Annotated in this window: 23 protein-coding genes; 6 read left to right on the top strand and 17 right to left on the bottom strand. The window is 69.0% G+C overall.

Annotation, left to right across the window (positions count from 1 at the left end):
* Window positions 1-53: 53 nt before the first annotated feature.
* Window positions 54-353 (bottom strand): hypothetical protein, encoded by a 300-nt coding sequence (locus tag ABD810_RS06105; protein WP_344935241.1) that lies wholly within the window; start codon window positions 351-353, stop codon window positions 54-56.
* 279 nt (window positions 354-632) lie between these two features.
* Between ABD810_RS06105 and ABD810_RS06100 the strand changes: the two genes are divergently transcribed.
* Window positions 633-1547: an aldose 1-epimerase family protein gene (locus ABD810_RS06100; RefSeq protein WP_344935239.1), complete on the top strand. Its 915-nt coding sequence runs from the start codon at window positions 633-635 to the stop codon at window positions 1545-1547.
* 157 nt (window positions 1548-1704) lie between these two features.
* Window positions 1705-2979 carry an alginate lyase family protein gene (locus ABD810_RS06095; protein ID WP_344935237.1) on the top strand — a complete coding sequence of 425 codons (1275 nt, stop codon included), beginning with the start codon at window positions 1705-1707 and terminating at the stop codon, window positions 2977-2979.
* A gap of 195 nt (window positions 2980-3174) precedes the next feature.
* Here ABD810_RS06095 and ABD810_RS06090 read toward each other — a convergent pair whose 3' ends face one another.
* Window positions 3175-3648, bottom strand: coding sequence for a hemerythrin domain-containing protein (locus tag ABD810_RS06090; RefSeq protein WP_344935234.1), 474 nt, complete (start codon window positions 3646-3648; stop codon window positions 3175-3177).
* Between the two features lie 128 nt (window positions 3649-3776).
* Between ABD810_RS06090 and ABD810_RS06085 the strand changes: the two genes are divergently transcribed.
* Complete coding sequence (locus ABD810_RS06085) at window positions 3777-4793, top strand: zinc-dependent alcohol dehydrogenase family protein (protein ID WP_344935231.1); 1017 nt, start codon at window positions 3777-3779, stop codon at window positions 4791-4793.
* 3 nt (window positions 4794-4796) lie between these two features.
* Here ABD810_RS06085 and ABD810_RS06080 read toward each other — a convergent pair whose 3' ends face one another.
* The 8 genes from ABD810_RS06080 to ABD810_RS06045 form a co-directional block, all read right to left on the bottom strand.
* Entirely contained in the window at window positions 4797-5279 is a 483-nt protein-coding gene (locus tag ABD810_RS06080) for an HIT family protein (RefSeq protein WP_344935229.1), read from the bottom strand.
* Between the two features lie 120 nt (window positions 5280-5399).
* Window positions 5400-6296, bottom strand: coding sequence for a glycosyltransferase family 2 protein (locus ABD810_RS06075; protein WP_344935226.1), 897 nt, complete (start codon window positions 6294-6296; stop codon window positions 5400-5402).
* 86 nt (window positions 6297-6382) lie between these two features.
* Window positions 6383-7684, bottom strand: coding sequence for a glycoside hydrolase family 18 protein (locus ABD810_RS06070; protein ID WP_344935224.1), 1302 nt, complete (start codon window positions 7682-7684; stop codon window positions 6383-6385).
* A gap of 142 nt (window positions 7685-7826) precedes the next feature.
* Complete coding sequence (locus ABD810_RS06065) at window positions 7827-8036, bottom strand: hypothetical protein (protein ID WP_344935221.1); 210 nt, start codon at window positions 8034-8036, stop codon at window positions 7827-7829.
* A gap of 106 nt (window positions 8037-8142) precedes the next feature.
* On the bottom strand, window positions 8143-9150 hold the full coding sequence (locus ABD810_RS06060) for an aldo/keto reductase (RefSeq protein WP_344935218.1): 1008 nt from the start codon (window positions 9148-9150) through the stop codon (window positions 8143-8145).
* A gap of 182 nt (window positions 9151-9332) precedes the next feature.
* A complete protein-coding gene (locus ABD810_RS06055; protein WP_344935216.1) occupies window positions 9333-9869 on the bottom strand; it encodes a class I SAM-dependent methyltransferase in 537 nt (178 codons plus the stop codon).
* Between the two features lie 448 nt (window positions 9870-10317).
* Window positions 10318-10728 (bottom strand): MOSC domain-containing protein, encoded by a 411-nt coding sequence (locus ABD810_RS06050; protein WP_344935430.1) that lies wholly within the window; start codon window positions 10726-10728, stop codon window positions 10318-10320.
* 196 nt (window positions 10729-10924) lie between these two features.
* A complete protein-coding gene (locus tag ABD810_RS06045; RefSeq protein ID WP_344935214.1) occupies window positions 10925-11470 on the bottom strand; it encodes a CGNR zinc finger domain-containing protein in 546 nt (181 codons plus the stop codon).
* A gap of 82 nt (window positions 11471-11552) precedes the next feature.
* Here ABD810_RS06045 and ABD810_RS06040 point away from each other — a divergent pair, with 82 nt between their 5' ends.
* Window positions 11553-12785, top strand: coding sequence for an MFS transporter (locus ABD810_RS06040; protein WP_344935212.1), 1233 nt, complete (start codon window positions 11553-11555; stop codon window positions 12783-12785).
* Window positions 12786-12878: 93 nt separating this feature from the next.
* Here the strand turns inward: ABD810_RS06040 and ABD810_RS06035 are convergent, their stop codons facing one another.
* From ABD810_RS06035 to ABD810_RS06025, 3 genes are all read right to left on the bottom strand, one after another.
* Window positions 12879-13796: a class I SAM-dependent methyltransferase gene (locus ABD810_RS06035; protein WP_344935210.1), complete on the bottom strand. Its 918-nt coding sequence runs from the start codon at window positions 13794-13796 to the stop codon at window positions 12879-12881.
* Window positions 13786-14091: a hypothetical protein gene (locus ABD810_RS06030; RefSeq protein WP_344935208.1), complete on the bottom strand. Its 306-nt coding sequence runs from the start codon at window positions 14089-14091 to the stop codon at window positions 13786-13788. The genes ABD810_RS06035 and ABD810_RS06030 overlap by 11 nt, the downstream gene beginning before the upstream one ends.
* 111 nt (window positions 14092-14202) lie before the next feature.
* The gene (locus tag ABD810_RS06025) at window positions 14203-15273 is read right to left on the bottom strand and encodes a saccharopine dehydrogenase NADP-binding domain-containing protein (RefSeq protein WP_344935206.1); all 1071 of its coding nucleotides are present in this window, start codon (window positions 15271-15273) and stop codon (window positions 14203-14205) included.
* Between the two features lie 274 nt (window positions 15274-15547).
* Between ABD810_RS06025 and ABD810_RS06020 the strand changes: the two genes are divergently transcribed.
* Window positions 15548-16543: a LysR family transcriptional regulator gene (locus tag ABD810_RS06020; protein WP_344935203.1), complete on the top strand. Its 996-nt coding sequence runs from the start codon at window positions 15548-15550 to the stop codon at window positions 16541-16543.
* 270 nt (window positions 16544-16813) lie between these two features.
* Here ABD810_RS06020 and ABD810_RS06015 read toward each other — a convergent pair whose 3' ends face one another.
* The gene (locus ABD810_RS06015) at window positions 16814-17275 is read right to left on the bottom strand and encodes a PPOX class F420-dependent oxidoreductase (protein WP_344935200.1); all 462 of its coding nucleotides are present in this window, start codon (window positions 17273-17275) and stop codon (window positions 16814-16816) included.
* Window positions 17276-17392: 117 nt separating this feature from the next.
* Here ABD810_RS06015 and ABD810_RS06010 point away from each other — a divergent pair, with 117 nt between their 5' ends.
* Window positions 17393-20263, top strand: coding sequence for a helix-turn-helix transcriptional regulator (locus ABD810_RS06010; RefSeq protein ID WP_344935196.1), 2871 nt, complete (start codon window positions 17393-17395; stop codon window positions 20261-20263).
* Window positions 20264-20279: 16 nt separating this feature from the next.
* Here ABD810_RS06010 and ABD810_RS06005 read toward each other — a convergent pair whose 3' ends face one another.
* The 3 genes from ABD810_RS06005 to ABD810_RS05995 all read right to left on the bottom strand — a co-directional run bounded on the left by ABD810_RS06005 (window position 20280) and on the right by ABD810_RS05995 (window position 25725).
* Entirely contained in the window at window positions 20280-21572 is a 1293-nt protein-coding gene (locus ABD810_RS06005) for a serpin family protein (RefSeq protein ID WP_344935194.1), read from the bottom strand.
* A gap of 57 nt (window positions 21573-21629) precedes the next feature.
* Window positions 21630-23258 carry a glucose-6-phosphate isomerase gene (gene pgi / locus ABD810_RS06000; protein ID WP_344935192.1) on the bottom strand — a complete coding sequence of 543 codons (1629 nt, stop codon included), beginning with the start codon at window positions 23256-23258 and terminating at the stop codon, window positions 21630-21632.
* A 112-nt stretch (window positions 23259-23370) separates the two neighbouring features.
* Entirely contained in the window at window positions 23371-25725 is a 2355-nt protein-coding gene (locus ABD810_RS05995) for a glycoside hydrolase family 65 protein (protein WP_344935190.1), read from the bottom strand.
* Window positions 25726-25738: the final 13 nt, after the last annotated feature.

Here is a 25738-nt window from a genome sequence, read left to right as displayed (position 1 = left end):
CCTCTGGCGGCGTCACGGCACCCCCTCCGCATGGCCGGCGGGTCGCCGCGCGGTCAGAAGACCCTGCCGCTGATGTAGTCGGCCAGAACGAGGGCGGCCCCCGCCGCGTCGGAGACCGGGTGCCGCTTCTCGGCGGACTGCCAGGAGTAGTACGCGCCGCCGTACCCGACGAAGACCCACAGCGGAAGGCCCACATCCGGGCGGTGCACCAGCAGGGCCGGCATCGTGGCACGGAACTCGGCGTCCACGCCCAGCCCGGTCAGGTGCTCATACAACCGCAGCAGCTTGACACTCTCGTCGGGGACCTCGGAGTGTATGGCCCCGGCCGTCTCCCGCACGATGATCGTGTCCATGCCGAATCCCTCCCCTGGTGCCGAGACGGCACGCCCCCCGGGTGTGCGGTGAACGGCGCGATCCACCTTGCCGGAAGGCGTCCCGCGTACCGTCGTGTCGCCTGATTCCAGACAAACACCGGATCCCTTTCAGGAAGACCCCAACCCCGCCCCTCACCGATCTCGCCAGATCCCCCTAAGGCAGCAAATATCCACGTTCAGCATCGTCTGTCGCATATGCCACAAATGTCACAACAGCCGGCCGAATATCCGTGGACGCCGATGGTGTTGAATTGGCGGGTGACGACCATCGCGCCGACCGGAGCCCAGCACACCATCGAGGCCGACGGTTTCCGGGCCGTCGTGACCGAGGTCGGGGCGGGCCTGCGGAGCCTGACCCACGAGGGCCGCCCGCTCATCGTCGGTTACCCCGAGGACCAGCCGCCGGTCGGCTCGGCGGGCCTGCCACTGCTGCCCTGGCCGAACCGTGTCGAGGACGGGCGCTACGAGTTCGACGGCCAGGAGCGGCAGCTCGCGCTGACCGAGCCGAAGTACGGCAACGCCGCGCACGGCTTCACCCGGTCGTTCCCGTGGCAGGTCGTGTCGGGCCACGCGGGCTCGGTGACGCTCCGGCTGCGGCTGTTCCCGCAGATCGGCTACCCCCACGTCCTCGACTTCACCATCTCCTACACGCTCGACGCCACCGGCCTGGAGGTGGAGACGACCGCGCTGAACGCCGGCGGCACCACCGCCCCGTACGGCCTCGGGGCTCATCCCTACCTCACGCTCGGCCGGCCCCTGGACGAGGCCGTGCTGGAGCTTCCCGCCGGCCAGTGGCTCGCGGTGAACGACCGCAAGATCCCGGTCGGCAGGCGGGAGGTCGAGGGCGGACCGTACGACTTCCGTACCGCTCGCCCGATCGGCGACCTGGCCCTCGACACCGCCTTCACCGGCCTGGCACGCGGCGCCGACGGGCTCGTACGGGTCAGGCTCGCCACCGGCGACGGCACGCGCGGTGTGGAGCTGTGGGCGGGCGAGGGCATCGGGTGGCTCCAGCTGTTCACCGGCGACACCCTCGCCGGCGACTACCGCCGCAAGGGGCTCGCGGTCGAGCCGATGACCTGCCCGCCCAACGCCTTCCGCACCGGGGAGGACCTCATCCGCCTCGCGCCGGGCGAGCGGGTCACCCATCGCTGGGGCATCAGCCCTCTCTGACACCCGCCGCGAAGAGCCGGCGCGCGAGCAACCCGAGCGCGCCGGCCCGTCCCGCGTGCCCCGCTTATTCCGGCCGCAGACAGGACTTGTAAGGGGACGGAGTCAAGGCTACGATCACATCACTTTTAGGAAACTTTCCTAACAGATGGTGGGAGACATGGTCCAGCCACGCAGACTCCGAGTCCGGTTCCTCGCCGGCGTCACCCTCACCGCCGCCCTGATCGCCGGCGCCCTGTCCAGCCCCGCCGCGGCCGTACAGGCGGCCCCGGCCGGGATCGCTCCGTTCAGTGCCCCCCTGAACGGAACGGCCGGGGCGTCCGCGCTCACCGGCTTGGCGGCCCCCGCCACCTTCACCCATCCCGGCGTGCTGGTCGGCCGGTCACAGCTCGACTTCATCCGCTCCAAGGTCAACGCGGGCGCCCAGCCGTGGAAGGCCGCCTACGACCAGATGATGGCGAGCTCGTACGCCTCGCTGTCGCGGACCGCCAAGCCCCGGGCGGTCGTGGAGTGCGGCTCGTACTCCAACCCCAACTACGGCTGCACCGACGAGCGCCAGGACGCGCTGGCCGCGTACACGCTCGCCCTGGCCTGGTACGTCACCCGCGACAACCGGTACGCCGACAAGGCCATCGAGATCATGAACGCCTGGTCCGCGGTGATCACCGACCACACCAACAGCAACGCTCCCCTGCAGACGGGGTGGGCCGGGTCGTCGTGGCCGCGGGCCGCCGAGATCATCCGGTACACCTACACCGGCTGGACCTCCACCGCCGTCACCCGCTTCGCCACCATGTTGCGCACCGTCTACCTTCCCGAGGTCATCAACGGCTCCAACAGCAACGGCAACTGGGAGCTGAGCATGATGGAGGCCGCGCTCGGCATCTCGGTCTTCCTGGAGGACCGGACGAGCTACGACAGGGCCGTCGCCAAGTTCCGCGGCCGCGTGCCCGCCTACATCTACCTGACCGGCGACGGCTCCCTGCCGAAGGGCCCGCCGAACAGCGGCATCGACACCAGCGCGGAGATCATCAAGTACTGGCAGAACCAGTCGACGTTCGTCGACGGGCTCTCGCAGGAGACCTGCAGGGACTTCACCCACACCGGGTACGGCATCTCCGCGATCTCCCATTTCGCCGAGACCACGCGGATCCAGGGCCAGGACCTGTACCCGGAGATCGGCGAGCGGCTCCGCCACGCGCTGGGGTTCCACTCCAAGTACCAGCTCGGCACGGCGGCGCCGTCCTGGCTGTGCGGCGGCAGCCTCACCCTCGGCCTCGGGCCGGTGACGGAGGTCGGCTTCAACGCCCTGCACAACCGCATGGGCATCGCCATGACCAACACCCAGACCCTCACCGAGCGGCAGCGGCCCGCGGGGACCAACGCCCTGTTCGTGGCCTGGGAGACCCTCACCCACGCGAACAACCCCGGCTGAGCCCGTCCGAGGTCCGGGCGGCCCGGCGGCAGGGCTTCAGCCGTGTCCGGGCCGCCGTGCGGCCAGGGTCCGACCGAGGCGGCTCGGACAGTCAAGACGCCGTGACGATCACGGAATATCACGGAAACGGCGACGACGCGGTCCGCACATGTGTCGTGCGGGGCCGCGTCGTCGCCGTACGAGCCGCGCCGGGCGTTACTGGCTCGCGCTCAGCAGGGCCAGCGGATCGCTGGGCGCCTGGGGCTTGGCCTTCTCCATCTGCTCGCCCAGCTCCTGGAGCTGCTTGCGCCCCATGGCCTCCCGTACCTGCGGGAACCACTCCTGCTCCTCTTCCTCCACGTGGTGGCGGACGTTCTCCATGAGGACGGTGACCTTGGCGTCGTACCGCTCGTCCTTGGGGTCGAGGTTCCTGAGCTCCGACATCATCCACACCACGACGTGATGCTCCTCGACGCTCTCCAGAACGTGTTCCTTGGTCTCGGGCACCTCCTTGCGAGCCGCCGGGTAGAAGATCTCCTCTTCGATGTAGGCGTGGGTGGTGAGCTCGTTGATGATCTGCTCGACGATCTTCTGCTTCTCCTTGTGGGCCTTCTCACCCGCCTTCTCGAACTGCTTGAACAGCTTCTCGACCGTCTTGTGGTCGTCCTTCAGGAGCACGATGGCGTCCATCGGTGGCGTTCCCCTCTAGGTGGTGTGGTCTCGTCACACCGCTGCCACCTGTGAGGGATTTAAACCCGCGGGGCCCGCGAGCCCCAGGGCTGTGGTGAGCGTACGGGCCGCCGTGTGACCATGGGGAGATGGCCGAGACGATGGCCGCATGGGTGGTGCGCCACCCCGGTCCGATGGACACGCGACCATTGCAGCGCATGCGGTTGCGCGTGCCCGAGCCGCGGCCGGGAGAGGTGCTGGTCGAGGTCGAGGTGTGCGCCGTCTGCCGTACCGACCTGCACCTGGCGGAGGGCGATCTGCCGCCGAAACGGCCGGACACCGCCCCGGGACACGAGGTCGTCGGGCGGGTCGTGGCCCGTGGCCCCGGCGCGGAACGGCTGCCGATCGGGACGCGGGTCGGGGTGGCCTGGTTGTACGCCACCTGCGGGAAATGCCGCTACTGCGTTCGCGGCTCGGAGAACCTGTGCCCCTACTCGCGCTACACCGGCTGGGACGTCAACGGCGGGTACGCCCGGTACACCACCGCAGGGGAGGACTACGTCTACGAGCTGCCGGAGGACCGGCCCGCCGAGCAGCTCGCCCCGCTGCTGTGCGCGGGCATCATCGGCTACCGGGCTCTGGCGCGCGCCGAGCTGCCGTCGAGCGGGCGGCTGGGCATCTACGGCTTCGGCGCCTCGGCCCACCTCACCGCCCAGGTCGCGGTCGCCCAAGGCGCCACCGTGCATGTGCTGACCCGTTCGGAGGAGGCACGCGAGCTGGCGCTGGAGCTGGGAGCCGCCTCCGCGGGCGACGCCTACGACGCTCCGCCGGAACCCCTGGACGCCGCCATCCTGTTCGCCCCTGTCGGCGACCTGGTTCCCGTGGCGCTCTCGGCCCTCGACCGGGGCGGCACGCTGGCCGTGGCCGGGATCCACCTCACCGACATCCCTCGGCTGAACTACCAGGACCACCTGTTCCGCGAGCGGACCCTGCGAAGCGTAACCGCGAACACCCGCGACGACGGCCGCGCCTTCCTGCGGCTGGCCACGCGCCACCCGCTCGCCGTCACCACGACGCCGTACCCGTTCGACCGCGCGGACCAGGCCCTGGCCGACCTGGCGGCCGACCGTGTGACCGGCGCGGCCGTGCTGCACATGGAAGGGTGACGGTCAGACCCTCGGAGCGCGGTGCGGGAGCATCACCGGGGAAGGCCCCTGGGTGAACGCCTTCATCGCTTCGCGGAGCACCCAAGCCTCCTGGTTCAGCAGCCGCCGGTCCCTGGGCTCGCAGTCGGCGTCCACGACGAAGTTGTCCCCCTCGAAGCGCGGGAACACGTGGACGTGGGCGTGGAAGACCTTCTGGAACGCCACCTCGCCGTCCCCGAGGAACATGTTGACGCCCTCGCACCGCAGCCCGGAACGGCGCAGACCCCGCGCCACCCGCTGGGCCACGCGCCACATGTGGGCCCCGACCTCCTCGTCGAGATCCTCCAGCCCCATGGCGTGCGCCCGAGGGATCACCAGGGCGTGCCCGGGATTCACCGGGTTGGCGTCCATCACCACGATGACCACATCGTCCTGGTAGGCCAGGCTCGCGTCGGCCCGGCCCTCCATGACCTCGCAGAAGACGCAGGGATCGTATGAGGTGTCCATGCATCAATGATTCCTCCCCCGAACCGGATCACCTCCGCAGGGGGTGGCACAGCGGCGACCCCACCAGGGGAAACGCTCGTCTCCCCGTCGCGTCCGCCGAGGTCCGCCGGGTTCGTCGCGTCAGTCCACGTAGCGCCGGGCGACCGAGGTCCGCTGTGGTTCCTCCAGCAGGCGCAGCCCCCGTCCGACGGCCACGGGCACGACCCGGCGCTCGCGAAGCACCCACGGCAGTCCCGCCACCGCAGCCGCCACGGCGGAGACGCTGGCGCGGTCCTTGGGCACCGAGCGGAGCACGGCCACCGTCCGGCGCAGCGCGTCGGCGGCCGGGCGGCGCAGCCACGCCGTCCACAGGGTGTTGCGGATCCCCAGCCACCGGCGCTGCCTCCGGTCCCGGATCTTCGACGCGGCGTGGTGGACGACGACGCCCTCCGCCCAGCACAACCACCAGCCACGGGACACCAGATCCAGGCTGAGCAGCTCTTCCTCGCCCCCGAGCCACAGCCGTGGCGAGAACCCCCCGGTCTGCCGGAACGGGCCGACCCGCAGCATCGAGGCCCCCGCCAGAATGCTCAGCAGCGCGGGGCCGGGCATCCAGTCCGGCGCGGGGATCGGCGAGCAGCGCAGCTCCGGGGTGATCGGGTCCTCGCGCAGATCAGGCTCGACCAGGATGCGTCCGGTGACCGACGCCAGCCTCGGGTGGGACTCCAGGAGATCGGCCGCCCGGCCCAGGGCGCCGGGCTCCCACCAGGTGTCGTCGTCGCAGAAGGCGACGTACGGCGTCGTCACCTCCTCGACCGCGACGTTGCGTGCCACCGCCCCGAGGTTGCGCGGGCTGCGGATGAGCCGCACCCCTGGATAGGCCCGCGCCACCGCGTCCGCGCTCCCGTCGCGCGAGCCGTTGTCCACCACGATGATGCGCGGCCGTTCGGGCACCGCCGTCATGTGACCCAGGGTGCGTAACAGCTCCGCCCGGCGATCCATGGTGATCACCACCACGGTGATCCGCCCATCGCTCATGCGCCCTCACCCCCGGCGGCGCGAAACAGACCCTTTGCCCCCCATACCCGTTCCGACATGGGCGAACATCGCGCCGGGCCGTTGGGTCAGCGCAGGATCTTGTACAGGGCCGTGGTGAGGGAGGCCTTGGCGTCGTCCTGGTCGATGGACCACATCATCGAGCCGCCCAGTCCCTTCAGCCTGATGTAGGCGGCCTTCTGCAGCATCGTCGCCGGGTCGTCGTACGACCAGAACTCGTTGCCGTCGTACAGCCACAGCGTGCCGGTGCGCAGGTCGCGGTACCTCTGCCCCGGCTTGCCCACGAGGATCTTGTAGTCCTCGGTGCCGGGCGCCCAGGTCCCGGGGGCCGGGCCGGTGGCGGGCTCCCACAGTCCGTCGCCGGTGGACCGCACGCCCGTCCAGCCCTGGCCGTACGCCGGGACGCCGACCACGATCTTCTTCGCGGGGGCGCCGCGCGACAGGTAGTCGCGGACGGTGGTGTCGACGCTGTACTTCACCGGGTTCGGATCCCTGCGATCGGTGAACAGGTTGCCGTTGTGCCCGGTCCTGTTCTCCCACGATCCGTGCAGGTCGTACCCCTGGACGGTCGCGAAGTCCAGGTGCTTGAACACGTCGCGGACCTCGAACCCGGCGTCGATCTTCGCCGCGGCGGCCGGCAGGAACGCGGTGAGCTGGCTCTTGGCGTCGTAGGCATTCATCTGCCGGCGCAGTTCGGCGGTGAAGAGGGTGAAGTTGCGCTTGTCCTCGGGCCGGATGACGTTGCCGGTGTTGCCTTCCGAGCCCGGCCATTCCCAGTCGAGGTCGATGCCGTCGAAGACGCCCGCGCCGGCGCCCGCGGGCAGGCCGGGCAGGTCGCCCTTGAGCCACAGGCCCACGCAGGAGGCGGCCAGCCGGCCACGGGATTCGGGAGTGAGGACCGCGTCGGAGAAGTACTTCGATCCGGTCCAGCCGCCCAGCGAGATCAGCACCTTGAGGCCCGGGTGCTTCGCCTTGAGCTTCTTGAGCTGGTTGAGGTTGCCGTTGAGCGCCTGGCCGGGCTCGTCGGCGACCCCGTCCACGCTCTGCTCGGCGGCCAGCGGACGCTGCCAGTCGGCCCAGGCGTCGGCCGAGACGCACGTGCCGTCGGCGCCGACGTTGCCGAAGGCGTAGTTGACGTGGGTGAGCCTGGCCGCGGCGCCGCTGGTGTCCATGTCCTTGACCTGGAAGTTCCGGCCGTAGACGCCCCACTGGATGAAGTACGCGACCCGCTTGAACCGGTCACCGCCGTCCGGATGCGCCGTCCGGGCGTGCGCCGGTGCGGTCGCCGCCACGGCTTCGACGGGTACGGCCACCGCGGCCAGGCCGACGGTGATCGCCGCCGCGAGAAGGTGCTGGAAAGGACGTCGCACGGCCGTCTCCACTTGCTACTCGAGGGACCCTATTTATAGGAAAGTTTCCTATAAGATCTCTCGGATCGTAGAGTCCGCCGCACGACCCGTCAATGCCTCAGAGGCGATCGCGCGGCGGGCCGCGCTCAAGGTCCGAGCGCGGTCAGTGCGGAAGCTCAACCGATAGGTGCGGAGTCAGCGCCCGGAGGAAGTCCGCTGCGTCGAACATGGCGCCGGCCGAGGCCACGCCCGATGTCCGCGCGTGCCCGGCCAGGATCCGCCGGACGGCCTCCACCGCCAGTGGTGCGGTGACCGCGTAGATGTTCTGGCCACGGGCCGTGGCACGTCGCTCGACGCCACCTGCGCTGACCACGACGTCGACGAGCCCGACCTGTTCCGGCCGGGCGCATCGGTTCGATCTCCAAGATCCTTTCCCCGATCGCGAACTGGCCGCGGAGATGGTCTGGACGAGATTCCTGTCAGGCGCCAGCCGTGTCGAGGCGGGTGAGCTGCTCGTCGGTGAGCTTGACGTCGAGTGCCGGCAGGGCCGCCTCGTACTGCTGGAGCGTGCGCGGGCCGATCAGCGGCACGATCGTCGGTGAGGTCTGGTGCATCAGCCAGGCGAGGACCAGCGCGTTCGGGGCCACACCGACTTTGGCGGCCACCTCGGCCGCCGCGGCGAGCCGGGCGTCGGCGTCCGGGCCTTGGTACGGGTCCATCGCCCAATGGCCCTCGCGCTTGTCCGGGTCGTCGTAGATGCCCTTGAGGATCGGAGAGTACGCCACCAGAGTCAGGTCGTCATGCGCCTGCAGGTAGTCCAGCTGCTCGTCGTCCACAATGGACGCGTGCCGCAGCCCGGCGCGGCGCCGCAGGTAGGAGTGCTGCTGCTGGAGCGCCACCGGCGCCGGCCAGCCATGCTGGGCGCACAACTGCCGGATGCGCTCGAGCCGCCAGGTACGTACGTTGGACCAGCCGATGTAGCGGGCCTTACCGGCGTGGACGATGCCGGCGAGCGCCTCCATCGTCTCCTCCAAGGGCGTGGCCCGATCGTCGACGTGCACGTAGTACAGGTCGACATGGTCGGTGCCGAGCCGGCGCAGGCTGCCGTCGATCGCCTCCCGCAAGGTTTTCGCCCCGGCCCCGACGAACGTCTTGTAGGCAACATCCCAGTCCGGCCGGCCGCCGGCCCAGACCGCGTCAAGGTCGCGCACGACGGCGCTGCCCTTGGTGGCCAGGAACACGTCGTCGCGCCGGCCGGTCCGGGCCAGCCAGCGGCCGATCAGTTCCTCGCTCTCGCCGCCGTAACTGCCCCCGCGCTCCCACCAGCAGTAGCAGTCGGCGGTGTCCAGGACATTGCCGCCGGCCTCGACGTACCGGTCCAGCATCGTGACGGCCTCGTCCTCGGGCGTGACGGTACCCATGATCATGCAACCCAGGGCAAGCTGGCTGATCTGCTCGCCGGTACATCCAAGCTGCACGGTCTTCATGTGACATGCTCCCTTCCTCGGCTCAGCGTGCGGTGCTCGATGGCACGCGTTCTCGTTGTCGATGGTGGTCCTCGACGTTAGAAGCTCGAGTGCACTCCAGGTCAACGCCTGTCCACCGACGTATGGTCCGCCGCATCCGGTGGTCGGTCGGTCAGAGGCCATGGCTCATGAGTCACCGCCATCTACTTCTTACGGGCGGTCATCAGAGTGAAGCCGAGGTACTCACCCGCGTCCGCGACCAGCATGTCGATGACCGGCTGGTACAACGCCCTGTTCTCCGGCTGTCGTTGCGCGCCGGCTCTGGCCCACAGCAGCCAGTCCTGCCAGCCATCCGGCTGCAGCCGGGCGGAGATGACCTCCACAAGCTCGGTGATCTCCCACTGGAAGCGCCACCATTCCGGCGTATGCCAGGCGATGGCTTCCCAGCCGACCACGTCCTTGATGTGCGGGGGGATGGCTCCCAGCTCGCGGATCTCGCGTGTCATCCCTGGGGTGGCCATGCCGATCCGGCCTCCGGGACGGAGGAACTGCGCCAGGTAGGGCAGGTAGTGGTCCAGATCCAGCACCCGCATGCCGGGTTTCAGGTCGAGGTCGCGAGCGAGGTCCTCCAGCAACCACAACGGGTGGGGCCCCATGTCGAGCTCGAGCAGCCAGGCGGGGTCGTATGCAGAGGACAACGGATACCGGTCGGGGCGGATGAGTGCGTCGAATTCTGTCACAACCCTTGATTAGAAACCATTTCCGCGCCCTATCGCAATCGAAATACTGGGCGCCGCTCTGGCCGATACCTCCAACGTGACACCACGGTCACGCGGGGATCTCCCTGTAAAGACTTCGTGCTTCACGACACTGCTCCACGTGTATCACTCAACGACGGATCAGCAGCTTCCCCCACGGCGCCGCATACGACTTTGAGCAGGGCGAAATCTCCCCCACATGAGAGGCGGAAGCGGTTTTGTACTCGTTCGACACCAAGGATAAGGCGGGTCCGCCGCAGGCGCCAATGCATTGATGTTTGGTGAGCCATTACTCGCACGCATATGCGTCTTAACGTCCACTCGAACCTCTTCCTCAAAGAGATCGTGCACCAGGGCCGGCATTCTCACGCTGAGGGCCGAACACCGTGGTGGCCAGGAAGAGAACGAGCGCCCACTGAACGCGGAATTCTCACACAGAGGCCGGGCCGAGGGCTTCGAGGCTTGTCTTCGGCGTCTCCCAGGAAGTGACGATCACCTTGTTCCCGACTGCGAGCTCGCCTGGCCGTAAGACGGAGAGCTTGACGCCGAAGGCGACGCCGCCTCCCGCCGCACGCCGGTACTTGGCCAGCGTCCGCAGGGGCTCGGGACCTGTTTTGCCGCCGGTGTCCTGGTCGACCATTGTGACGGCGCATCGGATGGCGGGTTTGGCATAGCCGAACTCGCCGGTGCCGACGGTGACGACTCGGGCGCGGTCCTCCAGGTGCGGCTCGTCCCACCCGTCGACCACGATGTTGGGACGGAAGCGTTCCATGGGCAACGGCACGTCCAAGCGCCTGTTCAGCTCGTCAAGTGAAGCCTGGGAAACGGCGTGGACGGACAGGATATGTGATCAGTCGTCGGACGACCCCAGCCACCTCATACTCACCCATGATTGGAAAGTACAAAGGTCATTTCGTCCTGCCGTAGGTAATGGGTCATAACCTCACCCAAATTGGTGAACTTAGCTCCGACCAGGGGCGTGCGGTTCGGCTCCTAACCTTCACCCAGCCTCCATAAAGCCGGACGGGTTCACTTGATCAGGTTCGGTGGCGGCTGCGGTAGGCGGCGGTCTTGGCCCGAGCCGTACATGGCGCGCTGCAATAGCGGCGTGAAGCGTTGCGAGTTACGTCGATGAAGACCGCCTCGCACTGCTGCGCCGCGCACTGTCCGAAGCGGTCTGGGCCGTAGCCGTCCACGATGAGGGCCAGCGCTGTAGCGAACTCGCCGCCCAGGGCCTCCACCTGAGTGCCGCCTGAACCGTGAAAGTGCAGGTGAAAGGGCTGGCCGACATCCTCGACCAGGTAGGGCTGTGCGCCGTACCTGCGGATCAACGCGTTGATGCGGACAGCCTGGTCCGCTGCATGCTCGGCCAGCAGCGCCTGCCGTAGCTCGCTCGCCAGCTCAGCTAAACGTCGCCCCGCGTCCGGCACCGCGCGCAGCGCCGCACCCGTGCGGTCGCCGAGCTGAGCGGCGAACGTCGCCGCCAGCTCCTCGCCCGCCAGTGGGTGTACCGAGGCGCCGCCACGCCAGCGCGCTGTGGCCAGATTGACCAACTCGGCGATCAGCGGAGCATGGCGGGTCACGTTACAGGCTATTTCCACTTGACTGGTAACCCCTCACCCATATGTCATAGGCATAACTCACTTAGATGGTAACGGAGATGCCTTGTTCACGCCCTATCGCCGCCTGCTCGCCCAGCCAGGCGTCCCCCGCCTGTTCATCACCGGGCTTATCGTCAAGCTCGGCACGCCCGTGCTCAGCCTCGCCCTGCTGCTGGCCGCCGTCGACCGGCTCGGCTCCTACGCCACCGCCGGGCTCGTGCTCACCGGCCATGCGCTGGCCCTGGCCCTGTGCGCGCCATTCGGCGGGCGCATCGCCGACCGGTACGGCCCGCGTCCGGCCCTGACCGGCTATCTGGTCACCCACACTCTCGCTTATGCCTTCCTCCTTCTCGCGCCGCCTGCCCTGATGATCGGCGCCGCAGTACTGCTCGGCGCCACCACCCCGCCCGTCGGGCCGGTCATCAGAGGCGCCTGGCCACACCTGGTCCCTACCGCCTCCTTGCCCGCCGCATACGCGGTCGACAACGCCGTCAACGAGCTGTCATTCATCGCCGGTCCCTTGCTCGTACCAGTTCTGTCCTGGGTCATCCCGGCCCAGGGTGTGGTCGCCGCCGCCGGCGCCGCCGTCCTGCTCGGCACCGCGCTGCTCCTGACCGTTCCTGCGATAGGGCCTTCCGCACCGGCGCCGCCGGGCAAGTTCCGCCTGGCCGGACCGCTGACCCACCGGCGCACCCTCCTGCTGCTGACCATCGCCGCCTTCGGGACCTTCACCTTCGGCTGCCTGCGCATCGCCACAGTGGCCTCGGCCACCACCCTTGGCTCCGCCTCCTTCGCCGGCGTGCTGATGAGCCTGCTGTCGGTCGGCGCCCTCCTCGGCACCCTCGGGTACGGCGCGCGGGCCTGGCCCATCCCCGGCGGGCGCCTGCTCGTCCTACTCTCGCTCGCCGAGGGGGCCGTCCTTCTCGGCGGAGGCTGGGCACCCGGCTTCTTGACGCTCGCCGTACTGATCACTCTTGTCGGGCTGGTGACCGGGCCACGCGACGCGGTCGTGCCGACCCTGCTCGCCGAGCATGCCACCGGTCGCTACCGCACCGAGGTGTTCGCTTGGCTCAACACCTTCATGTGGGCCGGCTACGGCCTTGGCACCGCCTTGGCCGGCCGGCTGACGGGCCCCCACGACACCGGCAGCGCCGCCTTCGCCGCAGCCGCAGCCGCGGCCGTGGCAGGTGCGATCCTGGCAACCGTCGCCAACCGGATCTTCTCCTCCCAGCCGGCGCCCGCCCAGATGCCGGCCGAAGGCCCTTCCCGTGAAACTGATCGCATAGCTGACAGCTGAGGCGCACATGCCGTGGGAGTAGCAACGCACATACTCAGAAGCGCGAGCGACAGACGTCAGCAATCAGCGTCGCCGGCGCGGTCGCGGATCTTCTTACTCATGGCATGGGCGCTGGGCCGTGACCAGCCACAGCGCACCACCCAGCTGCACACCCTCAGGACCCGTATAAGGCAACAGAGCGTCTTCCAGAATCGTTCTGGCCATGGCAGGAGAGAGGTCCTCATGGTCCTCAAGAATCGCTCGGACAGGACCGCTGCCAAGGAAGAAGTCAGCAGCGGTCGCCGCATCCTTGCCAAAGTAGAGGGGAACATCCCTGGCGGTGGTGGTGACGGCTCGGAACCCCGCCTTGCCGAGCACGTCGCCGATATGTCTGCGATTCGCAAGTGAGAACATTCCCGGTTCCCGCGCAGTCGCGGAGGAAGGTCGAGGGGGATGCCCGAGCAATGCTGTGATCGGAACGGTATACCACTCACAGCGAGCCATCCGCTGCGGGCACACGAAGACCAGCCGGCCACCGGGGCTCAGAGCACGCCCGATATTGGCGAAGGCAGCCACAGGGTCGGAGAAGAACATGACTCCGAATTGACTGATCGCGACGTCGAAGTGGTCGTCCATGAAGGAATGAACCTGAGCATCCCCCTCGTCGAACCGAAGATTGGTCAGCCCCAACCGGCTCTGATCGGCCCGGGCCCGTTCCAGCATCGGCCTGGAGAGGTCGATGCCCACAGCGTGCCCACGTGTCGCACACCGGGCCGCGACGATCGTCGTCTCCCCCGCACCGCACCCGATATCGAGCACGCGATCGCCGTCCTTTATAGCGGCGGCCTCGAACAGCACGCGGTGTAACGCGCTGTTCATGCCTACCATGCTGTCCTTCTTGTCGGCCCAATGGGCTCCTTCCGGGCCGTTCCACGACTCGGCTTGAGCCACATTCGGGACAGGCATCCCCCTATCACGCTGGAGCGGAAGGTCTTCGCGCGAACGTCCTTCCAGTGCGTGCTCAGCGTTCATCGATTACGGCACCCTGTGAGGCGACGATGTCCCGCGTCAGGGAAAATGCCGCAGCGGTCTCCGGCCATGCGGGGGCGGCATCGGTCGCCGCCTTGACGCTGTCCGCCGAGTCCCACCGCCATATGTCCATCCATCTGTCGTGCTCGGGTCGATCGTCGTCGAGCAACGAGAGCGTCGTCTCGACGAGTCCCGGAAGCCTCGCTCGGACCGCGTCGATCAGCGCTGCACGCCGCGCGAGCATTTCCTGTTGATCGGCGCGGTTGGTGGTGAAGCAGATTGTCCGGATAATGGGCATTTCTAGACTCCTTGCGAGAGGGATACGAAACTGGTGTGAGCAAAGGACCGGTACGTGTACGCGCCAGGACCCACTTCCGGCTGCGACCGTTCCGCCGCAGCAGCGATTCATCTAGGTGTGTTCCACAGTCATCAGATGCTTGTCCAGTTCATCGATGAAGCTTCCGGCGGGCAGAAGCCGGTCGATATGCAAGACCCCGGGCGGAGCCGGATCGGTGAAGAGAACACGGGCTACGTGGGCCGTCACCATACTGGTCGCCTGACAGACATCCCGGCCTGTGACCGTACTCGACACCATGCCTCCCCGGGCATCTGATGCGGTCACGTCGACAGCGAACCGGTCGGATCCAAGACGAACGCGGGAAAGCACCGCGGTGAGCAGAGAATCAGCACGAAACCGGCGCATCAGGGTGAAGAATCGGGTGGCCCGGAGACCGAAAAGGGCGGACGTCACGAAGGCCGAATCGAAACAGATCCGGGTCGTGGCCCAGACCTGCAGCGACCTGCTTATCACGTACTGGTCAGAGAAGGGGAACGGGTGGACGGTCCGAGTTCCCCATTCCGCCAGCCGTATACGCGTGGGCCTGGCATCGGACCCGTTTCGGCCTTCCGGACGGCTGAACTGCTCAACGATCCAGCGTACCGAGTCCACACCGTGGTCACCGCCCAGGCCGAGCAGCAAACTGATATCCACTGTTGTGGCCGAGGGCAGTCTCTCCACACAGTGGTGAGCCAGCAGATTGGTGAGCCCTGGAGCCAGGCCGACGCTGAGGACGGCCGTCGCCTGGTGTCGCAGCGCCAGGGAGTCCAGCGACGTTATTGCCTCAATCACCGGATCGGACGCACTGATGTCGACGTAGTGCACCCCGCGTCTCAGGCACGCCTCAGCCACTGCCGCATTGGCGCGTTCGACACACATCACCACGACAGCCGCGTCGTCGAGCACCCGATCCACGTCAGTGGGGTCACTGACGTCGACACGTGTCGCTTGAAGCGCGCCCTTTGTGGATCGCGCTAGTTCCGTCGCCTTCGCCAGGTCACGTCCGGCCACCACGACCCGGCCCGGGAACCAAGCGCCGAGAGTTACCGCAGTCGCGCTGCCGACGGCGCCGTAACCACCGATGACGACAATGGACTTACCGGTGTCAGGCCCCTCACGCGGGTCCCCTTTGCCGTTACGCATGCTGTTCCTTTCGCATTTCACTTCACGCGTGCCTGACTGCCAGTATCGAGCAAAGCTCGCTATAACTCCAAATGACGATGTCTTATGTTTGCCGTGCACAACATGCATGGGCTTTAGCGGACGGACCGTCACGCAACGAGAAGTACGGCCTGATCTTCCCGGACGCCTACACCGGCACCGAGACCGTACTGCCGTGACAACCGGTGGCTTCGCCTGTCGCGCTTCTCACGGCGAAGTACCTGACCCAGAAGGCAGGGTTTGCTCCATAACCACAATGCATGCCAGCGACTTTAGATATGTTCTGTTCGTGATAGATCCTTGGACGTTGCAGGTGATGATCGAGGTAGCAGAGCGCGGCTCGTTCTCGGCAGCGGCCGAAGGGCTGTCCATGACCCAGCCGGCCGTGTCGCGGCAGATCAGCGGTCTGGAAAGAAGGCTGGGCGTAAGCCTGTTCCGGCGTACACCCCGCGGTGTCAAAGCCACCGCGCCCGGCGAGATAGTCGTCGAGCAGGCGCGAGACATCCTGGCGCGCCTGCGAGCTCTGGAGATGAGACTTGGAGCCTTCACCAACGCGGAGGCCGGGAATCTGCGGCTGTCGGCTTTCTCCAGCGCGAACACTGGTTTCATGCCGGAAGTCATCCGGCGCTTCGGGATAGCCCACCCCGGTGTGACCCTGAATTTGATGCGTGACGACCCTGCGGGACCATGGGCCTCGCTCAAAGAGGGTCACATCGACCTCGCATTGATCACGGCCTGGAGCCTGTACGCCGACGTGAATGCGGCTAAGTACGATCCTGCGGCCAAGCCTCTCGATCTAGACGCGCTCACCGCGGTCGACCTGGTCCCGCTACTGGATGAGGAGTTCCAGATCGCGTTGCCCGCAGACCATGCACTGGCCCGGCAGCGCCGGGTACGGCTACCTGATCTGCGCAGTGAGACCTGGATCGAAGGCGGCTATCCCGACTGTCTCGGCCCGATTCCCCAACTTGCCACGGCCATGGGCGGCGCCCCCCAGATCGGGTTCTTCTGCGAGGACTGGAACGGCAAGCAAGCCCTCGTCGCGGGAGGAGCCGGCATCATGCTCGTGCCCACGCTGGCACAGCACTCCCTACGCCCCGACGTGGTACTGCGTCCGACCATTCCTTCCTTACCCGCCCGCCGGCTGTACGCGGTCTCGCTCGCGCCGCCCTTCCGCCTCCCGGCCGTGTCGGCCCTGCTGGACATCCTCACGAAAGTGAGCCGAGAGCAAGCCCCAGAATCGACCGGCTGACCGAGACCGCCATCACAGCCGCCATTCGTCGATTGAGCTGGGTATATGCGGTGGTCAGGTGGGTCTTCGGCGTAGCGGCAGGACCGGTCCCGGCAGATCACCTCGACTCCGCGATCAGCCTCGCCAAGCGCGAAGACGGCGGCAACGTGTCCGACAGGCGATCGGGTCAGTGACCACCGATACCCACGGCAAGGCGGCGATCCACTCCAGGGCCGGGTGGATCGCCCCCGGCGGTCTCAAGCGCGTCTCCGGGGAAGCCCTCCGCGGCGATCAGGCCAAGCGCGCGGGGAAGCCGCCTGTGGCGATCGGGCCCCACTTCACCGGGGTGATGCGCAGCAGGGACTTGCCCTGCCGCTCCATCGCCGCGCGGTATTCGTCCCAGTCGGGATGCTCGCCGGAGATCGCCCGGTAGTAGTCGACCAGCGGCTCCAGCGCGTCCGGCATGTCGAGCACCTCGCAGGCGCCGTCGACCTGCACCCAGGGACCATCGAAGTCGTCCGACAGGATCACGACGCTGACCTGCGGGTCGCGCCGGGCGTTCCTGGTCTTGGCCCGCTCGGGGTAGGTGGACACCACGATCCGGCCGTACCCGTCGACACCGCAGCTCACCGGCGACGCCTGCGGCCGGCCGTCACGCCGCGTCGTGATGACGAGCGCATGGTGGCGATCACGAACGAAGTCGAGCAGCTCTTCGCGGCCGACGGTATCTGTGGTGGCGATCCTCGGGCTCATGCCCTCAGCTTATGACCATGGCCGGCACCGCGATCGGCGCCCAGGCCATGTACCCGCCGTCGCATGAGCGAAATGTCGCCGGTGGGTGGCATCCTTGGGGCAATGATGGCCCATACGGTGAGCCCCCTGTTCGTCGGGCGCGCTGCCGAGCTGCGTGTCCTCGGCGCGACGCTCGCCCGAGTGCGCGCCGGGTCCGCCACGACCGTGTTCCTCGGCGGCGAGGCCGGTGTCGGCAAGACCCGGCTCATCCGCGAGTTCACCCGTGAGGCCGGCGAGGCCCGCGTGCTCGTCGGCGGCTGTCTTGAGCTCGGCACCGAGGGCCTTCCCTTCGCCCCCTTCAGCGCCGTGCTGCGCCAGCTCGTGCGCGACCTCGGGCGAGACGGCGTCGCCGCGCTGCTGCCCGGCGGGCGCACACGCGGGCTCGCCCGGCTGCTGCCGGAGTTCGGCGAGCCCGACGACGACGGGGCCGAGGCCCGCGCCCGGCTGTTCGAGCAGGTCCTCGGCCTGCTGGAGCGGCTCGCCGAGCTGGAGCCCACCGTCTTGGTGATCGAGGACGCCCACTGGGCCGATCGCTCCACCCGCGACCTGCTCTCCTTCCTCATCCGTTACCAGCGGCCCGACACGCGCCTGCTCACCCTGGTGACCTACCGGTCCGACGAGCTCCACCGCACCCATCCGCTGCGCCCGCTGCTGGCCGAGCTGAGCCGCATCGACTGGGTGACCCGGCTGGAGGTGCGCAGGCTCAGCCGGCGCGAGGTGGTCGAGCAGGCCGCGAGCATCCTCGACCACGAGCCCACCGCCCTCGACATCGACCTGATCTACGCCCGCAGCGAGGGCAACCCGCTGTTCGTCGAGGCGCTGCTCAGCGGCGGCGAGCGCGAGGCCCTGCCCGACTCGCTGCGCGACCTGCTGCTGGCCAGCGTCGAGCGGCTGCCCCACGACACCCAGGAGCTGCTGCGGGTGGCCGGCGCCGGCGGGGCACGCATCGAGCACACCCTGCTCGCCGCGGTGGCGGGCCTCGACGACGGCGCGCTGTCCCGCGCGCTGCGCCCAGCGGTGGCCGGCAACGTGCTGGTGGTCGACGGCGAAGGTTACTCCTTCAGGCACGCGCTGATCCGGGAGGCCGTCCACGACGACCTGCTGCCCGGTGAGCGCGCCCGCCTGCACACCCGTTTCGCCCAGACCCTTGAGCGTGACCCGGCCATCCTGCCCGCCCTGCGCGGGGCCATCGAGCTGGCCCACCACTGGCATGCGGCGCACGACGCCCCGTCGGCGCTCCTCAGCGCGTGGCGCGCGGCGGCCGCCGCCAGGAGGTCGGCGGCCTACGACGAGCAGCTTCGCATGCTGAACCGGGTGGTGGAGCTGTGGGACACGGTGCCCGACGCCGCCGCCAGGATCGAGTCCGACTACGTCGACGTGCTGCGGCAGACCATCACCGTCGCGCATCTGGCCGGAGAGTTCGAGCGCGGCATCTCCCTGGCCAAGGCCGCGCTGCGCGAGATCGACAGGGAGAAGGATCCCATCCGCGCGGCCCAGGTGCTGCGCCAGCGCGGGCTGGTCCGATACGACCTGGGCCGTACCGGTCATCTCGACGACCTGCGCGCCGCCGCCGAGCTCGTACCCGCCGACCCTCCCAGCCGGCTGCGCGCCCAGATCCTGGAGAACCTCTCACGTGCGCTGCACAAGGCCGACCACTGGGCCGAGAAGGAGGCGGCGGCGAGCGAGGCCATGCGCATCGCCCGCGAGCTGGGCGACACCGACATCGAGGCCCACGCGCTCATCACCATGACCTGGGCCAAGTACCGCTACTCCACGATGGACGCCCAGGTCTCCGCCTTCGCCCAGCTGCCGGAGATCGCGGGCAAGGCCACCAGCTACAACGTGCTGATGCGCGCCGCCATCTCCGAGTCCGACGCGCTGGAGGGGGCCGGGCTCCACGAGGAGGCGGCCGGGGTCGCCCGCAAGGGCATCGCCGAGGCCGAGGCGTACGGCCTGGCGCGCACCTCGGGCGCCTTCCTGGCGATCAACCTGGCCGAGCCCCTGCTCTCCCTCGGTCGCTGGGACGAGGCGCTCGAGGTCATCGAGCGCGCCCTCGACGTCGTCCCGCCCCCGCCCTACCGCGCGAGCCTCCAGGGCTTCGCCACCGACATCGCCCTGGCCCGCGGTGACCTCGACCGGGCCGAAACGCTCTTCCACGCCTCGACCAGCGTGCTGGTCGGGGGCACCTTCCGCGACCAGACGGTGTATCCCCATCTGCGCAGGGAGATCACGCTGCACCTGGCGCACGGGCGGGCCGAGGAGGCGTCCGCGCTGGTGGCGAAGGTGCTGAGGAACTACGAGCTGGCGGCCAGCCCTCGTTACGCCTGGCCGCTGCTCGTCGCGAGCGTTCCCGCGGCCGGGCCGGCGCTGGCCGAGCTACGCGACCAGGCAGGCCGGCTGGAGGTGGACGGCAGGCTGCAGGAGGCGCACAGCCTCACCTTCGCCGCCGAGGTGGCCAGGGTGTCCGATTCGCCCGACCGCGCGATGTGGGACAGGGCGGTGGACGCCTGGGTCGCCCTGCGCCAGCCGTACGCCGAGGCCCGCGCCCTGCTCGGCTCCGCGTTCGCCGCCGTCGCGGCCGGCGAACGCGAGGTGGCGGCCGAGCGCCTGTCACGGGCCGGCCACCTGGCCGGTGAGCTGGGCGCGAACCCGTTGATCGCGGAGATCGGTTCGCTCGCCAAGCGGGCACGCCTCTCCCTCACCGGCGAGGCCGAGGCGCCGCCCGACCTCACCCCCTCCGAGGAGGCTCGGCTCGGGCTGACCGCCAGGGAGCGCGAGGTGCTCCGCCTGGTCGCGACCGGGCGCAGCAACCGCGAGATCGCCGCGGAGCTGTTCATCTCGGCGAAGACGGCCAGCGTGCACGTCTCCAACATCCTGGCAAAGCTGGGCGTCGCCTCACGCGGCGAGGCGGCGGCCACGGCACACCGGCTTCACCTGTTCGACCAGTGACACGGCGCCGCTGGACTCAGGCCGTCGCCGCCGGGTCGGCGACGTGGCCGACGAACAGCGGGGCCGACGTGGGCCCGTGCATGATCGCGAAGGCGAAGGGATGGTCGGCGCGGACCTCGGCGGCCGGGCTGGGGCGCGCCGAGACGATGAACGCCATCCCGGTCACCGCGGCGGCCTCGGTGCCCCACTCGTCCACGGTGATGTTCGCCCGGTGGACCACCTGGTCGAGAACGAGGTCATCGGCGATGCCCGAGAAGTCGGCGCCGTCGAACAGCGCGTTCAGCCCCACCGTCCTCAGCGGCGCCCGCAGGTCGAGGTCGGTGGCGAAGTCCCAGCCCGGCAACGAGAGGCCGACGTTCGTCACCTTCAGACCGGCGGCGGCCCGGCCCAGCGCGGCGGGCGTGAGCAGGTCCACGGGGGACGAACCGCGCTCGGGCACCAGCACCCACATGGCCAGGTCGCTGCCGGCGTACGGCAGTTCGACGGCCTGCCAGCCGGGGCCGGAGGCGTACCTCAGGTCGGCCTTCAGACGCATCAGCTTCGTACGGACCGTGGACCCGTCGGCCCGGGTGAACGCGGCGTCCTGCTCGGGCGGGTCTTCGGCGAACGGATGCAGCCAGTCGGCCTTGAGGTAGACGGCGTTGGCCATCACCAGCCGGGTCAAAGGGTCCAACCGCTCGAACAGCTTCTCGACGCGCCCCGCGGTCTGCTCGTCGACCCACGCGTTGATGGCACCGGCGGCGTCCTCTTGGAAGTCCACGGTTCGCACGCCGGCGCCGTACTGCGAGGCGAGCGTACGGAGGAACTTCTGCTTGACGGGCAGGCCCCGCTGAGCGAACAGGCCGTTCGCGATGCCGACGACAGGCGGGTCCTGCTCGCTGTCCTGCGCGTCCCTCGTGGCCCGGCGGTCGGGCCGCGGCGGCACACCGTCGACCGTGACGATCTGCCTGGTCAGCGCGTTGAACGCGGCATGCGGGCCCGCCGGAGGAAAGCCCAGCACCCGGTCCAGCTCCGAAGCGGTGGTCCCGGCCGCTCCCGCCCTGGCCATGGCGAGCGCGTAGGCGACGCTCAACGGCGAGATGACCGTGTTCGCGGACGGCTTCGCGCCTGCCGTGTACAGCGCGTGGCCGAAGGCCGTGAGCCCGCGCACCACCTCGTCCACCGGCGCTTCCCTGGGAACCTCCCGGCGCACCCCTTGAGCCACCAGCATCCTCGAATCACCCCTTCCACAGGCCGTGGCCGCCACCGCGAGCAACGCGGCCGCCAGGAACTTCCGGCGGCACATCCCCTCAGGCACGTCGATCGGCATAACCGTGTCACGTAATCGGACCATGGACGGTTCAGTGCCGGCCGGAACTCCGCTCCCCTACCCCTTGAGGCTCCGGTACCGGCGGATGAGCGTGTTGGTGGACGAGTCGTGGGCGAGCTCCGGTTCGGCGTCGCTCACCAGCTCCGGGGCGATCTGACCGGCGAGCACCTTGCCGAGCTCCACCCCCCACTGGTCGAAGGAGTCGATCCCCCAGATCGCGCCCTGGGTGAACACGCTGTGCTCGTAGAGGGCCACGAGCGCGCCGAGCAGGCGTGGCGTGAGCCGCTCGGCGAGCAGCACGTTGGTGGGACGGTTGCCCTGCATGACCCGATGAGGTGCCACGTCGGAGGCGGTGCCGTCCGCGCGCACGTCCTCCTCGGACTTGCCGAACGCCAGGGCCTGCGCCTGCGCGAAGACGTTGGCCGACAGCAGGTCATGGTGGTCGCGCAGCGGGTTGAGGCTCTTGCCGAAACCGATCAGGTCGAGGGGGATCAGCCGCGTGCCCTGGTGGAGGAGCTGGTAGAAGCTGTGCTGGCCGTTCGTGCCGGGCTCACCCCAGTAGACCGGGCCGGTGTCGTAGTCGACCTCGTGGCCGTCGATGGTGACGTGCTTGCCGTTCGACTCCATCGTGAGCTGCTGGAGGTAGGCGGGGAACCGCTTCAGATACTGCTCGTACGGCATGACGCCGATGGCCTGCGCCTTGAAGAAGTTCACGTACCACACGACGAGCATCCCCATGAGCACCGGCAGGTTCTCGGCGAGCGGGGCCGTGCGGAAGTGCTCGTCCATCTCGTGGAAGCCCGCCAGCATCTCACGGAAGTGGTCGGGACCGATGGCGACCATGGTCGACAGCCCGATGGCGGAGTCCAGCGAGTAACGGCCACCGACCCAGTCCCAGAAGCCGAACATGTTCGCGGTGTCGATGCCGAACTCCGCGACGCGTTCGGCGTTGGTCGACACCGCGACGAAGTGACGGGCGATCGCCTCTTCGGTGCCCAACTGGCCGATCACCCAGTCGCGCGCCGAGTGGGCGTTGGTGAGGGTCTCCAGCGTGCCGAAGGTCTTGGAGGAGATGATGAACAGCGTCTCGTCTGCGAACAGGTCGTGGGTGGCCTCCACGAAGTCCGTGGCGTCGACGTTCGACACGTACCGGAACGTCAGGTCGCGCTTGCTGTAGTGGCGTAGTGCCTCGTACGCCATGACCGGCCCGAGGTCGGAACCGCCGATGCCGACATTGACGATGTTCCTGATGGGCTTGCCCGTGTACCCCTTCCACTGGCCCGAGCGGATGCGCCCGGCGAAGTCGGCCATGCGGTCGAGGACCTCATGAACCTCCGCGACGACGTCGACGCCGTCGACCACCAGCGAGCCGCCCCTGGGCATCCGCAGGGCGACATGGAGCACCGACCTGCCCTCGGAGGTGTTGATGGGCTCGCCGCGGAACATCATGTCCCGCCGCTCCTCCAGCTCCGACTCCCTGGCGAGCTCGATGAGCAGGCGGAGCGTCTCGTCGGTGACACGGTTCTTCGAGTAGTCGAGATACAGCCCGGCCGCTTCGGCGGCCATGCGCTCACCGCGCTCCGGGTCCTCGGCGAACAGCTCGCGCAGGTGGCGACCGCTGAGCTCGGCGTGGTGCTGCTCGAGTGCCTTCCACGAGGCACGGTCACGGAGCGGGACGGTGGGCATCGGTGGTTCCTCCGGTCGCTGGCGACGGCCACGAAGCGGCCGTTCGGATGGGCGAGTTGCTCTGTGCGCACTTTGTTCCCCGCAATCGTCCCAGCAGGCGCGGACCCGACGCTCAACTCGGACGGCGGGGGGCGGGCTCGCGACCGGGCGGCTGCCGGACGGGCACCTCGGGCAGCGGCGAACGTGGATTGGGCCGGGTGACCGGATGCGCGGCGAGCCGGAACTCCTTGCCGTGGTGGGTCAGCATGAGCGGCTCACCCTCCAGGAGCCGGTAGGCCGTCGAACCCGGCGTGACGTCGGCATGCAGCAGGCGACCGTGATAGCGCAGCCGGAAGGCCATCCGCGTGATGCCTGAGGGAAGTGCCGGGGCGAAGCACATCCGCCCCTGACCGGCCCGCATCCCGCCGAACCCGGCGACCAACGCGATCCACGCCCCGGCCAGCGAGGCCAGATGGACCCCGTCGAGGGTGTTCTTCTCCAGGTCCTCCAGGTCCATCAGCGCCGCCTCGCCGAGATAGCGGTAGGCCAGCTCGGTCTGGCCCACCTCGGCGGCGATCACCGCCTGGGTGCAGGCGGAGAGCGACGAGTCGCGGACCGTCAGCGCCTCGTAGTAGGCGAAGTCACGGGCCTTCTGCTCGGGCGTGAACGCCTCACCGCGCAACTGCAACGCCAGCACCAGGTCGGCCTGCTTGACCACCTGCTTGCGGTAGAGGTCGAAGTAGGGGAAGTGCAGCAGCAGGGGGTACTGATCGGGCCTGGTGGCGGCGAAATCCCACACCGCGTGGCTGGTGAACCCCTCGCTCTGGGGATGCACGCCGAGCCGCTCGTCGTACGGGACGAACATCGCGGTGGCCGCGTCACGCCAGGCGGCGGACTCCTCCAGGGTGACCCCGAGGTGCCGCGCCCGGTCGGGGTGCCGCAGCACGGCGTCGGCCGCCTCGATGAGGTTATGCCCGGCCATCAGGTTGGTGTAGACGTTGTTGTCGGAGACGGCGCTGTACTCGTCGGGGCCGGTGACGCCGTCGATGCGAAACCGCCCGCGGGCGTCGTGGTGGCCGAGGGCGCACCACAGCCGGGCCGTCGCCACCAGCAGCGGCAGGCCGGTGTCGCGCTCGAAGCGCGTGTCCTGGGTCGCGTCGACGTACCGGGTGACCGCGTGGGCGATGTCGGCGTTGATGTGGAAAGCCGCGGTGCCGGCCGGCCAGTAGCTGGAGCACTCCTCGCCGTTGATCGTCCGCCAGGGGAAGGCGGCGCCGCCCAGTCCCAGCTGGGCCGCGCGCGCCTCCGCCATCGGCAGGATCGACTTCCTCCACGAAAGCGCGTCAACGGCGGCCCGGGGATAGGTGTAGGTGAGCACCGGCAGCACGAAGATCTCGGTGTCCCAGAACGCGTGGCCGTCGTAGCCCGAGCCGGTCAGCCCCTTGCCGGGAATGGGACGGTCCTCCAGCCGCGCGGAGGCCTGCAGCAGGTGGAACAGGCCGAAACGGACGGCCTGCTGCACCTCGGCGTCGCCCTCGACCTCCACATCGGCACCGGCCCAGAACTCGTCGAGGAACCGCCGCTGGTCGGCGCACAGCCCGTCCCACCCGGCCAGCCGGGCGGCCGCCAGCGCGGCGACGACCTGGTCGTGCATCGCCGGCCGTGACCGCTTGGCCGACCAGCCGTACGAGAAGAACTTGACCAGCCGCAGCCGCTGACCGGGCTCCAGCCGCGTGGCGACCGTCACGCGGCTGACGTCGCCGCCTCCCTGCGCCTCGACCCGCGTGCGCTCGGGACCGTCGATCTGGTGGACCATCGCGGCGGCCACCCGCAGGCGGCTGACCCGCGTGGAGTGGACCATGATGGCCACTCCGTCCGTCGCCGGCACGTTCTCCTCCAGCACCAGCGGCGACTCCAGAACGGCGGCGGCACGCGGGTCGCCGCTCGTGTACTCCACGGTCTCGTTGGCGACCAGCTCCGACTGCACCACCACCCGCCGTGGGCTGCCGACGGGCTCGACCTCGTACAGGATCGCGGCCACCGCCCGATGGGTGAACGACACCAGCCGCGTGGAGGTGATGAGCACCTCGCCCCCGGTCGGGGAGCTCCAGCGGGCCCGGCGGGTCAGGGTCCCCGCGCGCAGGTCGAGGGCCCGCTCGTGCTCGTGCAGCGTGCCGTACCGGACGTCGAACGGCTCGTCGTCGACCAGCAGCCTGATCAGCTTGCCGTTGGTGACGTTCACGACCGTCTGGCCGGACTCGGGATAGCCGTATCCCGCCTCGGCGTACGGCAGGGGCCGCAGTTCGTACACCGAGTTGAGGTAGGTGCCCGGCTGCCCGTACGGTTCGCCTTCGTCGAGGTTGCCGCGCAGGCCGATGTGCCCGTTGGACAGCGCGAACACCGACTCGGTCTGCGCGAGCAGGCCCAGGTCGAGCCCGCGCTCCCGCACCGCCCAGGGTTCGGCCACGAAGGCGGGGTGCTGGATCATCGCGGCTCCACCG

This window comes from Sphaerisporangium flaviroseum, assembly GCF_039537005.1.
Classification (GTDB): domain Bacteria; phylum Actinomycetota; class Actinomycetes; order Streptosporangiales; family Streptosporangiaceae; genus Sphaerisporangium; species Sphaerisporangium flaviroseum.
This window is presented reverse-complemented; position numbering and strand designations above follow the sequence as displayed.

Coding starts and splice junctions, on each gene's coding strand:
- ABD810_RS06105 (WP_344935241.1), bottom strand. CDS start 353: ATGGACACGATCATCGTGCGGGAGACGGCCGGGGCCATACACTCCGAG.
- ABD810_RS06025 (WP_344935206.1), bottom strand. CDS start 15,273: ATGCGTAACGGCAAAGGGGACCCGCGTGAGGGGCCTGACACCGGTAAG.
- ABD810_RS06035 (WP_344935210.1), bottom strand. CDS start 13,796: ATGAACGCTGAGCACGCACTGGAAGGACGTTCGCGCGAAGACCTTCCG.
- ABD810_RS06030 (WP_344935208.1), bottom strand. CDS start 14,091: ATGCCCATTATCCGGACAATCTGCTTCACCACCAACCGCGCCGATCAA.
- ABD810_RS05995 (WP_344935190.1), bottom strand. CDS start 25,725: ATGATCCAGCACCCCGCCTTCGTGGCCGAACCCTGGGCGGTGCGGGAG.
- ABD810_RS06085 (WP_344935231.1), top strand. CDS start 3,777: ATGGCCGAGACGATGGCCGCATGGGTGGTGCGCCACCCCGGTCCGATG.
- ABD810_RS06005 (WP_344935194.1), bottom strand. CDS start 21,572: ATGCCGATCGACGTGCCTGAGGGGATGTGCCGCCGGAAGTTCCTGGCG.
- ABD810_RS06090 (WP_344935234.1), bottom strand. CDS start 3,648: ATGGACGCCATCGTGCTCCTGAAGGACGACCACAAGACGGTCGAGAAG.
- ABD810_RS06020 (WP_344935203.1), top strand. CDS start 15,548: ATGCATGCCAGCGACTTTAGATATGTTCTGTTCGTGATAGATCCTTGG.
- ABD810_RS06075 (WP_344935226.1), bottom strand. CDS start 6,296: ATGAGCGATGGGCGGATCACCGTGGTGGTGATCACCATGGATCGCCGG.
- ABD810_RS06015 (WP_344935200.1), bottom strand. CDS start 17,275: ATGAGCCCGAGGATCGCCACCACAGATACCGTCGGCCGCGAAGAGCTG.
- ABD810_RS06095 (WP_344935237.1), top strand. CDS start 1,705: ATGGTCCAGCCACGCAGACTCCGAGTCCGGTTCCTCGCCGGCGTCACC.
- ABD810_RS06060 (WP_344935218.1), bottom strand. CDS start 9,150: ATGAAGACCGTGCAGCTTGGATGTACCGGCGAGCAGATCAGCCAGCTT.
- pgi (WP_344935192.1), bottom strand. CDS start 23,258: ATGCCCACCGTCCCGCTCCGTGACCGTGCCTCGTGGAAGGCACTCGAG.
- ABD810_RS06080 (WP_344935229.1), bottom strand. CDS start 5,279: ATGGACACCTCATACGATCCCTGCGTCTTCTGCGAGGTCATGGAGGGC.